The sequence below is a fragment of the Psychrobacter sp. JCM 18900 genome (assembly GCF_904846625.1).
Lineage (GTDB): Bacteria > Pseudomonadota > Gammaproteobacteria > Pseudomonadales > Moraxellaceae > Psychrobacter.
Map to the genome: position 1 here is coordinate 395,114 of NZ_CAJHBL010000003.1, position 13,845 is coordinate 408,958.

The 13,845-nt window shown below is 43.9% G+C and carries 11 protein-coding genes; 6 read left to right on the forward strand and 5 right to left on the reverse strand.

All coding sequences use genetic code 11. From position 1 onward, the window contains the following. Positions 1-369 precede the first annotated feature (369 nt). From JMX96_RS07295 to JMX96_RS07305, 3 genes are all read left to right on the forward strand, one after another. A complete protein-coding gene (locus JMX96_RS07295; RefSeq protein WP_057758161.1) occupies positions 370-1,008 on the forward strand; it encodes a carbonic anhydrase in 639 nt (212 codons plus the stop codon). A 186-nt stretch (positions 1,009-1,194) separates the two neighbouring features. Next, positions 1,195-1,758: a lactoylglutathione lyase gene (gloA, locus tag JMX96_RS07300; protein WP_201568304.1), complete on the forward strand. Its 564-nt coding sequence runs from the start codon at positions 1,195-1,197 to the stop codon at positions 1,756-1,758. Between the two features lie 72 nt (positions 1,759-1,830). Then, positions 1,831-2,808 (forward strand): mechanosensitive ion channel family protein, encoded by a 978-nt coding sequence (locus tag JMX96_RS07305; RefSeq protein WP_201568306.1) that lies wholly within the window; start codon positions 1,831-1,833, stop codon positions 2,806-2,808. 127 nt (positions 2,809-2,935) lie between these two features. Here JMX96_RS07305 and JMX96_RS07310 read toward each other — a convergent pair whose 3' ends face one another. The 3 genes from JMX96_RS07310 to ribA all read right to left on the reverse strand — a co-directional run bounded on the left by JMX96_RS07310 (position 2,936) and on the right by ribA (position 5,535). Further along, positions 2,936-3,412 carry a c-type cytochrome gene (locus tag JMX96_RS07310; RefSeq protein ID WP_057758167.1) on the reverse strand — a complete coding sequence of 159 codons (477 nt, stop codon included), beginning with the start codon at positions 3,410-3,412 and terminating at the stop codon, positions 2,936-2,938. 376 nt (positions 3,413-3,788) lie between these two features. Continuing rightward, positions 3,789-4,799, reverse strand: coding sequence for an oxygen-dependent coproporphyrinogen oxidase (hemF, locus tag JMX96_RS07315; RefSeq protein ID WP_370587159.1), 1,011 nt, complete (start codon positions 4,797-4,799; stop codon positions 3,789-3,791). A gap of 7 nt (positions 4,800-4,806) precedes the next feature. Beyond that, complete coding sequence (gene ribA, locus JMX96_RS07320; RefSeq protein WP_201568308.1) at positions 4,807-5,535, reverse strand: GTP cyclohydrolase II; 729 nt, start codon at positions 5,533-5,535, stop codon at positions 4,807-4,809. Between the two features lie 633 nt (positions 5,536-6,168). On the opposite strand from ribA, the gene dxs reads away from it, so the two are divergent. Both dxs and JMX96_RS07330 read left to right on the forward strand, forming a co-directional pair. After that, positions 6,169-8,241 (forward strand): 1-deoxy-D-xylulose-5-phosphate synthase, encoded by a 2,073-nt coding sequence (gene dxs, locus JMX96_RS07325; protein ID WP_201568310.1) that lies wholly within the window; start codon positions 6,169-6,171, stop codon positions 8,239-8,241. 356 nt (positions 8,242-8,597) lie between these two features. After that, a complete protein-coding gene (locus JMX96_RS07330; protein ID WP_057758174.1) occupies positions 8,598-9,425 on the forward strand; it encodes an inositol monophosphatase family protein in 828 nt (275 codons plus the stop codon). Positions 9,426-9,517: 92 nt separating this feature from the next. Here the strand turns inward: JMX96_RS07330 and JMX96_RS07335 are convergent, their stop codons facing one another. Together JMX96_RS07335 and JMX96_RS07340 are read right to left on the reverse strand one after the other, a co-directional pair. After that, a complete protein-coding gene (locus tag JMX96_RS07335) occupies positions 9,518-10,957 on the reverse strand; it encodes a WS/DGAT/MGAT family O-acyltransferase (protein ID WP_201568312.1) in 1,440 nt (479 codons plus the stop codon). Between the two features lie 174 nt (positions 10,958-11,131). Then, positions 11,132-11,953 carry a thiazole synthase gene (locus JMX96_RS07340; protein ID WP_101205496.1) on the reverse strand — a complete coding sequence of 274 codons (822 nt, stop codon included), beginning with the start codon at positions 11,951-11,953 and terminating at the stop codon, positions 11,132-11,134. A gap of 327 nt (positions 11,954-12,280) precedes the next feature. On the opposite strand from JMX96_RS07340, the gene gspE reads away from it, so the two are divergent. Further along, positions 12,281-13,834, forward strand: coding sequence for a type II secretion system ATPase GspE (gene gspE, locus JMX96_RS07345; RefSeq protein ID WP_201568313.1), 1,554 nt, complete (start codon positions 12,281-12,283; stop codon positions 13,832-13,834). Positions 13,835-13,845: the final 11 nt, after the last annotated feature.

Genomic DNA, 13,845 nt, shown 5'->3' on the forward strand with positions numbered 1-13,845 from the left:
GCAGCTGCCTGTCATTATAGGGATTGGCATGAGCGTAAGCACGATTTGATTACTGTCTAAATGCTGCCTGAGTGCTGCGTATTATAACAAACCATTAATATAAGTCAGTGCAAGTTCGTTATAAGTTACGCGAGTCATACTGTCGTAGCAGCGATATATACAGCTGTATTTTTACATGTGACTACATTCACCTAACGATATTTAGACAAATTTTTTTACCGTTTTTTGGTTTTTATTGCTATACAATCACGTTATGGCTGACAAACATGATTAGCCTCATAGTTTGACGATAATTAGTCAATCTATGATTGAATACATGTATGCAAAACAGCTTATAACTCTAATATTATTGATGATAAAGGATCTCTCATGCCTACCGATATACGTCCAACCACAGGTCAAGAAGCACTTGAGCTTTTAAAAGCAGGTAATGCACGCTATGTTGATAGCCTCACCAGTACCGATGAGTATATGCAGCGCCGTCCAGAGTTGGTCAAGGATCAAAATCCGTTGGCCATTATTTTGGGTTGCTCCGATGCACGAGTACCAGTTGAGATTGTTTTTGATCAAGGTTTGGGAGATTTGTTTGTTATACGAGTCGCGGGTAATGTGGTTGCACCATCACAGATTGGTTCAATCGAGTTTGCAGCCGAAGCCTTTGGCACGCAATTGGTAGTGGTACTTGGACACTCAAAATGTGGTGCTGTCACGGCTTGTGTTGAGACATTGATTAACCCTGAGCAGAATTATTCACCTAACTTGCAATCTATCGTTGATCGTATTCGCCCAAGCGTTTATAACTTGCACGAACTGGCAACTGCCAATGGTCAAGACGTCGATGCAGACGAGCTGGTCGATCGCTCTATCCGCGCGAACGTACGTATGTCAGTCAGTCAGCTAAAGCATGGCTCACGTGCATTAGAGGACTTAACTAATAGTGGTCAGCTGCTGGTAGTCGGTGCTGAGTATGATCTTGAGACAGGAAAAGTGCGTTTTTTAGATAGCTAATCAGTCTTAGGTAGCTTCAGACAACTAGCTAGTTAGGGCATACAGACGAACACACCTTGTTCATATTCTTACAAAACCCTATCAGTTATTTCGCCATTTTTTATTATGATAAGAGAACGACGCAAATTACGACAATCGTGATTTGCGTGTTTTTGCCTTTATTTTTTGAATTATATTAGGATAATTATGTCTACTTCATCTAACAACAATAACGACGCACTAGACCAACCTGCTAGCAGCGTTAATACTGATGGTGTTCAGCCAATCTCATTACAGACGACCGGTTTTACTTTTAACCACACCATGTTGCGTGTCAAAGACCCTGTTAAATCATTAGAGTTTTACACTGGTGTCTTGGGTATGACGCTGCTTGCTGTTAAGAAGTTCCCTGACATGGGATTCGATTTATATTTCTTGGCTAAGTTGACCGAGAGCGAGCGCGAAAACCTGCCAACTGGCGATGATCTAGAAATCTTTGCCTTCCGTCAGCGTGGTATTCTAGAGTTGACGCATAACTACGGCACCGAGACAAAAGCTGATTTTAGCTATCATGATGGCAATCAAGAGCCGCAAGGTTTTGGTCATATTTGTTTTAGTGTTCCAAGTTTGGATGAAGCCGTTGCTTGGTTTGACAAAAACGATGTCGAATTCAAAAAACGTCCAGAAGATGGCAGTATGAAAAACATTGCTTTTATCAAAGATGTGGACGGCTACTGGATCGAAATCGTACAGGCCGATTTGATGGGCTAAGTGTCATAACGATAGCACCTATTAAGATAAGTGCGTTAATAGGAATAAATAGAATAAAGGAGTATCACCCATATGCCTACCTCTGAGGCAGACACGACACTGAGTGCTGAGACAGCTGCGCAGTCTACGACAACGGATGGATTGACTTATCAAAGCATCCTTGGTTCGGCAAATGAGATATGGATTGGCTTTGTTGAGCGCATCCCATATTTTGTCGCATCAATTATCGTTATCCTAATTTTTTGGTTCTTATCGATTGTCTTCAAAAAAATCGTTCACAAATTATTAGGCAGTCGTAGTCGGCATCAGAACTTGGTTAAAGTGTTTCAGCGAGTAGGTGGGGCGCTTATTTTCTTTATTGGTTTTATGATAGCGATGGTTATTGCGGTGCCAGGGTTCACTCCTGCTAAGTTGATTGGCGCGCTCGGTATTGGTTCCGTTGCTATCGGTTTTGCTTTTAAGGATATCTTCCAAAATTTGCTCTCTGGTATCTTGCTACTAATTTCAGAGCCGTTTCGTATCGGTGATCAGATTGTCTCAGGCGACTATGAAGGAACAGTTGAAGATATCAAAATCCGCGCAACTACCATCAGGACTTATGATGGCAGGCAAGTAGTGATTCCAAATTCAGATCTCTATACTTCAGCATTGACCGTCAATACCGCTTATAAGCAGCGCCGTCTGCAAGTCGCAGTTGGTATCGGTTATGAAGATGATATTGAAGCGGCCAAAGCTGAGATTATAAAAGCATTAGATAAGATAGAGAGTGTCTCAAAGAAAGCAACGCCAAGCGTGATTGCTACTGGTTTCGGGGGTTCGTCCATTGATCTAATGGTACGCTGGTTTATCGAAGATGGTACGCAAGCCAATAAGGTTGCCTCGATTCATCAAGTAATTGTAGGTATCAAAAACTCGTTGGATGCAGCGGGCGTAAACATTCCATTCCCAATACGTACGATCGATTTGAGTGATCCTTCAGTAAATGCAATCGTTAATAAGATGAACGAGCAGCAAGACATTGTGGATGTGAATAAAACAGTAGCAGAGTAGCGCTCGGTGAAATATTCAATTAGTGTCAAAAACGTGATATCTAATAATATTTAGAAAACTAAAAAACCGCCACATCAATTGATATGGCGGTTTTTTATACGTATCTACTTGCGATAAATACAAAGCTTTATTCGTCTTTTGCTCTAAAGTCGGTATGGCATGATTTACAGCTTGCACCAACTTGTCCAAAGGCAGGTTTAACATCGTCCATGCTAGTGGCGTTTTGGGCGGCGGCGTTTAGCTCAGCAGTAACTTTTTGAAAGTTTTCCGCTTCAGCACTGAAGCCATCAGCATTAGACCAAACCGCTTCGGTAGCATTGCCTACCGCTTCTGGGTCTTCAAAATGACTCCAAGGCTTGGCGGCATCTTCTGCCAAGAACGCCGCTTGCTCTTTAAATACGTCCGCATCAAATGTGTCAGGTGCTTTTGCCATATCACCCATGACGCCCATTGCGTCGCCCCAGTTTTTCATGGTGTCTTGACGCGCTTGCACATCAGGGTTAGATCCTGTTGAGGTGCTACAGGCCGTTAGACCCAGTGCAGCCGCCATCAAGGTAACGCTAAACAGAGATTTGAAAGATTTGTTGGTATGAACCTGTGCCATATGACTTACTCCTTTAAACTTGGCTAATAGTAAGCGCGATTACAAACGCTCGCTTTGTCGTAAAATATAGTTATACAAAATACTGCCTAAAATTCTTCTGAGCACAGTTGCTAATAAAGAACGTCTTCTATTGTAACGGTTATCTGCGCGTTGGGAATTATATAGTTGTTATATCCTCGTAATATTTTAAATAAGCATACCTTAACTTGGTTATGGTTGGTTGCAGTGATTTTATGGTAGCTACACAACGTATTCTTTACGATAACAACGTGAGAATGGCTAGTTTGGATGGTACTGACAATAAAAAAGGCCAGCGAATAGTAGCTGACCTTTTTAATATTTTCCAAAAATATGAATGCTGTGATATTTACGAAACTTATAGTGCTAACCAATCACGCGGTTTTAGATAATAATCGGTCAACTCAAATTCAGGCGTTCCTTCAGCAGGCTCAAAACGATAATGCCAGCTGGCAAGCGGCGGCATACTGACTAGAATTGACTCAATACGTCCGTTGCTCTGTAGCCCAAATAGTGTGCCACGATCGTAGACCAGATTGTATTCAACATAGCGACCACGGCGATAGAGTTGAAACTCGCGCTGCGCTTCAGTATAAGGCGTATTTTTACGTTGTTCAAAAATCGGCATGATACCGTCAAGATAACCGTTGCCAACTGCTTTCATAAAGTTAAAGCAGGTCTCGAAGTCCCAGCCGCGACTCTCAGTACTGACGTCATCATAAAACAGACCACCAATACCGCGCTGCTCATCACGATGGCGCAGATGGAAATACTCATCACACCACTGTTTAAAATCAGCGTAGATATTGTCCCCAAAAGGCGCACACAAGTCATGACAAACTTGATGCCAGTGTACACAATCAGCGAGTACTGGATAGAATGGCGTTAAGTCAAAGCCACCGCCAAACCACCAGATAGGAGCTTCGCCTTCCGCTTCTGCTACGAATAAACGCACATTGGCATGGCTCGTAGGCACGTTTGGATTTTTGGGATGGACAACCAGTGATACACCCATTGCTTGAGCTTTACGTCCAGCGATATTGGGGTGACGCGCGGTCGCAGAGGCAGGTAGGTTATGTACATGAATATGGCTAAACATGACGCCCGCTTTTTCGATGACTTCACCATCTGCCAATACGCACGATCGACCGCCGCCGCCTTCAGGACGTTCCCAGTCATCAGGTACAAAGGTCGCATACTCGTTGTCGTTAGTGCTGCCGTCACGCTCTTGTGCTTCTAACGATTCACAGATACGTGCTTGTAAATCAACCAAAAATTCACGCACTCGCATGATGTCGTTATTGGTTGGCGTCGTCACGGACGCCACCGTTGATAAGTCTGTTTCGTTATTTGTATTTGTAATACTCATAAGATATCTATTTATTCAGGTGTATGGCGGTATTAAAGTCTGTATCGAGAGAAGCGTCTATATCAAGATTGATATTTTTATCAAACAAGTGGCCCATGCGATCACGTTTGGTTGCTAGATATTCCGCATTCATATCATTGACACCGACCAACAATGGCACCCGTTCGACAACATCAATACCATGCTCAGTCAGATAAGCGACTTTGTTTGGATTGTTGGTGATGAGTCTGACAGCATCGACCCCGACATGGGCAAGCATCGGACCACACATATCATAGATACGCGCATCGGCAGGCAAGCCTAACATGAGATTAGCATCCAGCGTATCATGCCCTTGATCTTGGAGGGCGTACGCACGTATCTTATTGGTCAAACCAATACCGCGACCTTCTTGACGCAAATACAAAATCGCACCGCAACCTGACTCTTGGATGGCTTGCATAGCAGTATTGAGCTGTGGACCACAGTCACATTTCAATGAGCTAAACGCATCGCCTGTCAGACATTCAGAATGAATGCGAATGAGCGGTACTTGCTTCGATACTGATTCATCTTTTTGGCTCAATATCTTGTTGTTTGAGGGTTGACTAGCCACATCATCTGTCTGTTGATCGACCACAGCTAGACCAACGGTCAGCATGACATGCTCTTGACCTTCGCTATTTTCAAAGATATGAATATCAAACTCGCCGTGACGAGTGGGTAATTTGGCACTAGTGATAAATTGATATGACATTGCTGTCCTACATAAGCCTAAAGTCGTGGCGGTGAAAAGTATGTTATTGCTGTTTGAAACGAGCGCTGTTTGAGACGGTTACTGTTCGAGATAACTATGGTTTTCGAAATAACTATTAGTTGAGATGAGCATGTCATCTAAACTTTACTGCTAAGATTAAGATGATACCAGTATAACCTGTTCATAAAGACAGCGTGCTCATTGTATTTTTTATAAAAACACACAAAGTTCACAGACGACGCACGATGATTAAAGCGACAATTAAAAAAAAATGCTATTATGCCATACTATTTTGACGGATACAGTGACAAGTCTTTACCCTTACATTACTATGTCGTCACTAACATCCGCTATTGATGCAAAATAATAGGGCATAATGTCACCCCTCAGTTGTCAATAGTATGAAAGCATCAATATTTTAATATCAAAACGTTGGTATTGACGCGCAGTCTATTGTGCTAGCGTGTCTACTGTCGTAAGTAGCGCAGCTATACAAATACGAAAGTTGCATGAATAATTATATGGTCGATTACATCAATAATGATGTAGGTATTATTGACGTCTTTTGATTATAGTCACCGCTATATTTTAAAGACACGTCTTGTCAGCAGATTGGTAGGTATCGTACGGTTTATGCAGCAGTCACCTCATTCTCCAAAGTCTCAGTCCCTATCTACATCAGTGCTGGATTCTGCTGCTCAGCTATCGAGCTTACAGCAGACCTATACTGTGATTCCACGTGTGCGTCCTCATACGCCATTGCTTGATGCAATTGATACACCCACTGACCTCAGCACGTTTTCAACGGCTAAGCTTATTACGCTGGCTGATGAATTGCGCCTTTTTCTATTGTATTCAGCTGGTCAGAGCGGTGGGCATTTTGGTGCCAATTTGGGCGTGGTCGAGCTGACCATAGTATTGCATTATTTGTTAGATACACCGCAAGACCAAATCGTCTGGGACGTGGGTCATCAAGCCTATGCTCATAAAGTACTGACTGGTCGCCGTGAGCAGCTAGGCACTATCAGATCTAAAGACGGTCTGACAGCATTTCCTGAGCGTGCAGAGTCTGTCTACGATACATTTGGCGTTGGGCATTCATCGACCTCTATCTCAGCTGGTCTGGGCATGAGCCTCGCACTGCGTTATCAAGGCCGCGAGCAAACGGTTGCTTGCGTCATTGGTGATGGTGCGATGACAGGTGGCATGGCATTTGAAGCCATGAATGACGCAGTACAGCAAGATGCTGATTTGCTAGTCATCCTAAACGATAATGATATGTCGATATCTTGCTCTATTGGTGGGTTTTCACGACATTTAGCGATGCTTTGGGAATCAGGTTATCAAGTTGATATCTCTGAGTCAGGTGAGCCAGTACTCTGCCACCGTCCTGATATGCAAGCGTTCGATCGCCGCAAACGTCATAAAGAGATGCGCGATGTTCCGCAGCTAGAGGACAACTTATTCAAAGCGATTGGTTTTACTTATTTTGGTCCATTTGATGGGCATAATATTCCTGAGCTACTGCGCGTATTGTCACTGGCGAAGCAAGTAAAAGGCCCAGTATTGGTACATATCTATACTACTAAGGGTAAAGGCTTTGCACCAGCAGAATTAGATCCAGTGGGCTATCACGCAATCAGTAAATTGCCAGTCGAAAATCATAAAGAGCATGAAGCGTCTAAAGCTAACTCTATAGATCAGCTAAAAAAACAACCAAGTACAAAGCCAGCGTTAAAATATTCGCAAGTGTTTGGCCAATTCTTATGTGATAAAGCGGCCGAAGACGATAAGCTACTAGCTGTCACCCCTGCCATGGAAGAAGGCTCAGGGATGACGGACTTTGCTCGTCACTTTCCAGAGCGTTTCTTTGATGTGGCCATCGCTGAGCAACACGCCGTCACGCTAGCGGCTGGGATGGCGACCCAAGGTATCAAACCGATTGTCGCGATTTACTCAACGTTCCTGCAGCGTGGGTACGATCAGCTGATTCATGATGTGGCTCTACAGAATCTCGATGTGATGTTTGCCATCGATCGAGCGGGCTTAGTCGGTGAAGATGGTGCCACGCATGCTGGCGTGTTTGATTTTGGATTTTTACGTTGTGTGCCTAATATGGTGATTGCAGCGCCAAAAGATGAGAACGAATGCTACCATTTGCTCAATACTTGCTATGAATATTCAGGCTGCACGGCGGTACGTTATCCACGTGGTACAGGCACAGGTGCTGATATTAAGCAGCCAGCTCAAACTTATAAAGTTGGTGAAGCGGTTGTCGAATCAGTATTAGGTAAAGCTAATGCGCCTTATAAATTGGCACTATTGGCCTTTGGTACGATGGTGGCAACTGCTCAGCAAGCAGCAGAAAGCTTAATAAATAACGATGTAGCGTTAGATTGCCAGATACAGGTGGTCAATATGCGCTGGGTAAAACCGCTAGACACAGCCATGCTTGAGACGTTATTAGCACAAGGGGTCACTCATATAGCAACCCTAGAAGAGCACATGATTATGGGCGGCGCAGGTAGTGCAGTGAATGAATATTTACTCAACGAGTCGGCAGCCTTCAAGAGAAATCGTCCAGCTATTGCTAATATCGGTATTCCTGATCGCTTTATTGCTCACGGCTCTCAAGCAGAGCAGCTAGCTGACTGTGGTCTAGATGTCGAAGGCGTAATTAAACAGCTTAAAACGCTCTTATTGTAAACATTGTTTTCAACGTTACAATATTATTTTAAAAAATTAATGCGCTAAAAAGGCATGAATTAAAACCGATATAAGCTCTTTAAACAGAGCAAACGCCTGCTAGCCGTAGGTGCTAACTTTTTTACAACTTGCGCAGTTTAGATGATCGCCAAAGTACTGGCTTGGTCAGCGTGACGGTTTTTTCGTTTTTATCGAACAATTTTAGTATAATGCGGGTGTCTTTTATAAGTTTTCGTTTATAAGAGACACGTTTTTAATCGCATAAATGTGGTGTGATGCGGCGGCTGTTTGGCATGTTGTGGGCACAAAGTTAGTCTTATTTTTTTATATTCATTCATCAAGCAAATAGGTTATTTATGGAACCCATGGTCGTCATCGCAGCGCGTACTGCTGAAAAAGTTGGTAAAGAGATTTTATATGCGCATCAAAACCGCCACAAAATCGAGTTAGATATTGAGTCTAAAGGACTTGATGGTCTGGTTACCCGCATTGATCGCTTTAGCGAAGAGCTCACGATTGAGACGCTAAAAGCCAGCTATCCTAATCATTCATTTTTGGGTGAAGAGTTTGGTATGCAAGAAGGCCGTGGCGAAGATGCTGACTGGTGCTGGATTATCGATCCACTAGACGGCACTAAAAACTTTGTGCACGGTGTACCGCAGTTCTGCGTATCTATCGCAGTCCAGCATAAAGGTGTTACCCAACACGGTGTGGTCTATGATCCAGTACGTGATGAGATGTTCTCAGCGAGCCGCGGCAAAGGCGCGCGCTTGAACAATCGCCGTATGCAAGTGAGCGAACGCAAAACCATTGATGGCGGTTTCTTTACGACTGGTCATCCGCTTGAGCGTAAGCGCAATGGCGAAGTTATCTCTTATGCTAAACAACACTTTGAGAGCTTACAGAAGATATCTGAGGCAGGTGGTCAGGTACGTCGTATGGGTTCAGCTGCGCTTGACTTATGCTATGTTGCCGCTGGTCGTTTTGACGGTTATTTTGAAATGTCTATCAAGCCTTGGGACATCGCAGCAGGCGAGCTTATCGTAACTGAAGCACGCGGTGTGGTGGTTGATCATACTGGCGCGCACAACTCTATGACATCAGGCTCTATCTTCGCTTGTAATGTGAAATTGCTTAAGCCATTGATGCAAACAGTTGTACCAATCTGGGGTGACGCAATCTAAACGTTAACCTTAATGGTATTGATGTTTAGCGCTTTCAGGATTTAGATGTGGTTAGTGTCTAGATTGAGTATGAATGAAAAAAGCTGGTTCCGTTATGGAGCCAGCTTTTTTGTTTTATCATTACCCTTATTGCCTGCTTTATCTTCGACGGTAATACCTTTGAATGCTAACTCCTTACTGGTAGTTTCTAGCAGCTGCAACTCTTCTTCTATCAGCATCAGCATATCTTGTACGCGAGGTAATGCTTTGCTACAAGCAGTAATACCAAACTCAATCTTATCTAGATAACTGGCTAAAGTGATATTCATCGCTTGACCATTAAAGACGATAGAAGCAGGGTACAATGATTGCAGACGTGCGCCATTCCAGTACAGCGGTTTTTCAGAGCCAGGTACGTTAGAGATAATCAGGTTAAATGCCTGCTTTCTAGGGAATAATCCTGTTGCCAAATTGATGCCTTGCCACGCGTATGAGACGATACTGTAGTTAATGACCTGCGCTTGGTTCATGCGGCGAAAGCGACGTTTGCCGTTATTCATACTACGATGGATAAGCTCTATCCTGCGCAGTGGATTGTCCAAATGCGTACCCAAGTTTGCCAATACAAATGACAGCTGGTTGCCCGAGATACTGTTATCCGTACGCAGTGACATCGGTACAAAAGCAATCAACGGTTTGCTCGGTAGCGCATCCATTGAGATTAGATAACGACGAATAGCGCCTGCACAGACCGCCAGTACCACATCGTTTCTGCTAATTTTGAGCCTTTCGGCGATATCGTTAAAACGTTTTATATCATAAGACTGTGCGGCTATACGCCGTGAGGCTGATATACGTTTATTCAAGATACTCATCGGCGCGTCAAAAGTACCGACGTACCCTTCATCACCGTAGTTTTTCACGTTATCTAGCAGTTCTGTAAATACAGGTTTGATGGTAGATATCTGCTCTTTTATGATGCCTCTGATAGATCGTTCAGCAGGTAAGATAGCGTTTACTTGGTTACGATGGCGCGCCATCAACGACCAGACAGGGAGGGTAACTGGTTCGGTTGGCGATTGTGACAAGGATTTTTGAACCAAACGCATCGCCGCGATACCATCAACCAAAGAATGATGAATCTTAAAATACCATGCAAAACGTTCAGGTCCACCTTCGACTTCTGGCTGGATACCTTCGATGACGTGGCATTCCCATAGCGGCATGGCACGATCTAATAAACGTCCATGTTCTCTTGAGACGTACATCAATAGTTCACGTACGCGTCCAGGACTTGGTAGCGCGACATGATGCAAATGATGCTCAACATCAAAGTCTTTGTCTTTTTTCCAAAAGGCTAAATGCTCAAGTACCTGATTAAAAGGAAAGCTAGGCGGCACATCAGACTCTTGCATTTGTTTTACCAATTGATAGACAAAATCGCTATCCGCATTGTCTGGTAATTCAAATACAAACAGTCCACCAACGTGCATGGGCTGTTTACGCGACTCAAGAAGTAGAAACAACTGGTCGACTGCTGTGAGAAGTCGCATAATAAATCCTTTTATGACGATAAGTGTTATGTGAAAATTATAATGAGTAGATATTCAATCAAATAACATTTTTTATTATTTTATAGAGCGTGTTAAGCAATCAACCATAGCACTGACAGCACTATACGTAAATACTCAACACGCTCTATTATGATATGTCATTTATACTTCAATTTATTGAAAGAAGTACCCAGTCTGTGGTGAGCTGGCAGTAGCCATCTTACGCATAGGCATACGACCTGCCAAAAACGCAGCGCGACCTGCCCACATAGCATGTTTCATTGCGTGTGCCATCATTACCGGGTTTTGTGCATTGGCAATGGCTGAGTTCATTAGTACGCCATCACAGCCAAGCTCCATCGCAAGTGCAGCATCAGACGCAGTACCGACACCAGCGTCAACCAATACGGGTACTTTAGCGTTTTCGATTATTAAGCTAAGCGTATGACGATTGAGTAGACCAAGTCCTGAGCCAATCAAGCTGCCAAGCGGCATAATGGCGACACAGCCCATGCTTTCTAATTCTTGTGCGACGATAGGGTCATCTGACGTATAAACCATCACTTCAAAACCATCATCGATCAATACTTTGGCGGCTTTTAAAGTTTCCATAACGTTTGGATATAAGGTTTTCTCATCCCCCAATACCTCAAGCTTAACCAAATTATGCCCACCCAATAATTCGCGAGCAAGCTTACAAGTGCGAATGGCTGTTTCGGCGTCAAAGCAGCCAGCAGTATTCGGTAATATCGTATATTTATCAGGTGAAATCACATCTAATAAGTTAGGCTCATCACTATTTTGTCCAATATTGACACGGCGAATGGCGACGGTCACGATTTCGGCTGCTGAAGCGGCAATGGCTTCTCCAGTCTCTGTCATGTCTTTGTACTTACCGGTACCAACCAGCAGACGTGAAGAAAAGGTACGGCTACCGACAGTAAAGGTATCTTGTAAAAGTGGTGTTGGATGAGTAGTGCTAACGTTCTCTGACATAACGGAAAATCCTAATATCGAGCGGGAGAAGGGGACAGACAAAATATGATGGGTAATCTAAGTAATCTAAAAGGTGTAATAGACAATGGCAAGCGGTCTGCAAAAAATCGCATGATATGCCAACTCTGATAGTAATAATATGTGCTGGGCGATAGGTATAAAGCGCCAGTCACATAAAATAATACCCGTCTAAAACAAAATGCTATTATAACAAACTCATGCAACCTTACTGGCAGTCTTTTTTGATTCGAACTGTTAAGGACAAGGCATCCATCATGTCTTGACGTGCGTTCTTCTTATCCTCTCCTCACTTATTGGGCCGTCTTTATGATGCAGTTGCCATACAGCTTTGCGAAACGCCATCAGATTTTGGCCATACTTGCGATAGATCCTGAATTGCCGCCAACATTGGTACTTACCAAAGCTACTCCGTTGTCAGCGATCAATGAAGCGGTACGGTTTTTACAGCAGCAAGGCATTCGCGGTGTACCCACTTACGAAAGTGTCAGCGCGGACGATTTTGAAAAACGTATGAACGCGGCTTATGCTGGCAATACAGGAGAGTCGCAGCATATTGCTGCTGGACTTGAAGACCATCCTGATCTCGATAGCTTGGCAGATAGCGTCCCTGAAACCGAAGACTTGATGGATCAACAAGACGACGCGCCTATCATTCGTTTGATCAACGCATTACTGTCCGAAGCCATTCGTTTAAGTGCTTCAGACATTCATATTGAGACCTTTGAAAAGCGCTTGGTTGTTCGTTTCCGAGTTGATGGTGAGCTAAAAGAAATCATCACACCAAAACGCCAATTGGCTCCACTATTAGTCTCACGTATTAAAGTAATGGCTAAATTGGATATCGCCGAAAAGCGAGTGCCGCAAGATGGTCGTATCAGCTTAAGACTGGCAGGGCGAGAGGTCGACGTGCGTGTATCGACCTTACCATCGAGCTTTGGTGAGCGGGTGGTGATGCGTTTATTAGACAAGCAAGCTGGCCGTTTGAATATGACGTATTTGGGGCTGTCTGATAATGACTATACTGAGCTAAAACGCTTAATCCATCGTCCGCATGGCATTATTTTGGTAACAGGGCCGACTGGCTCGGGTAAAACCACGACGCTATACTCTGCATTGACCGATTTAAATGATCAGACCCGCAATATCTTGACCGCCGAAGATCCGATTGAGTTTCAGCTTGATGGTATCGGGCAGACGCAGGTTAATAATAAAGTAGACATGACATTTGCTAAAAGTTTGCGTGCAATGCTTCGTCAAGATCCTGATGTGGTGATGGTTGGTGAAATTCGTGATTTAGAGACAGCAGAGATTGCCGTACAGGCTTCTTTGACAGGGCATTTGGTATTATCGACGCTGCATACCAACACTGCTATCGGTGCAGTCACTCGCTTACAGGACATGGGTGTTGAGCCGTTTCTGTTGTCGTCATCGCTTATTGGCGTAGTAGCGCAGCGTTTGGTACGTACTTTATGTTCACACTGTCAGAGCTGGCAGGCTGCTGATACCGAGCAAGCCAAGCTGTTTACCGAAATTGGCATTGGGTCAACGCTGAAAAGTGATGCCAAAGATATAGCAAGTGAGTCGATTCGTTTGCCCAAGCCAGTTGGCTGCGATAAATGTAATCAGTCAGGATTTAAAGGACGTACTGCTATCTATGAAGTCGTGCCAATCGACGATACATTGCGCCGTATGATTCATAGCAATACGGCTGAGTATGAGCTGGAAGAGTATGCGCGCCAGCAAACACCGTCGATACGTGCAGATGGCTTACGTAAAGTCATAGAAGGACGTACGACATTGGAGGAAGTGCTGCGAGTGACGAAAGAGAGCGCCTTAACGGGTGACACGATACTGGTATAAATTTGCAGACT

Bases quoted from the DNA above. Each gene is read 5' to 3' on its own strand.
- JMX96_RS07335 (WP_201568312.1), bottom strand. From the start codon at position 10,957: ATGCGACTTCTCACAGCAGTCGACCAGTTGTTTCTACTTCTTGAGTCG.
- JMX96_RS07330 (WP_057758174.1), top strand. From the start codon at position 8,598: ATGGAACCCATGGTCGTCATCGCAGCGCGTACTGCTGAAAAAGTTGGT.
- gloA (WP_201568304.1), top strand. From the start codon at position 1,195: ATGTCTACTTCATCTAACAACAATAACGACGCACTAGACCAACCTGCT.
- hemF (WP_370587159.1), bottom strand. From the start codon at position 4,799: ATGAGTATTACAAATACAAATAACGAAACAGACTTATCAACGGTGGCG.
- JMX96_RS07310 (WP_057758167.1), bottom strand. From the start codon at position 3,412: ATGGCACAGGTTCATACCAACAAATCTTTCAAATCTCTGTTTAGCGTT.
- JMX96_RS07340 (WP_101205496.1), bottom strand. From the start codon at position 11,953: ATGTCAGAGAACGTTAGCACTACTCATCCAACACCACTTTTACAAGAT.
- dxs (WP_201568310.1), top strand. From the start codon at position 6,169: ATGCAGCAGTCACCTCATTCTCCAAAGTCTCAGTCCCTATCTACATCA.
- gspE (WP_201568313.1), top strand. From the start codon at position 12,281: ATGATGCAGTTGCCATACAGCTTTGCGAAACGCCATCAGATTTTGGCC.
- JMX96_RS07305 (WP_201568306.1), top strand. From the start codon at position 1,831: ATGCCTACCTCTGAGGCAGACACGACACTGAGTGCTGAGACAGCTGCG.
- ribA (WP_201568308.1), bottom strand. From the start codon at position 5,535: ATGTCATATCAATTTATCACTAGTGCCAAATTACCCACTCGTCACGGC.
- JMX96_RS07295 (WP_057758161.1), top strand. From the start codon at position 370: ATGCCTACCGATATACGTCCAACCACAGGTCAAGAAGCACTTGAGCTT.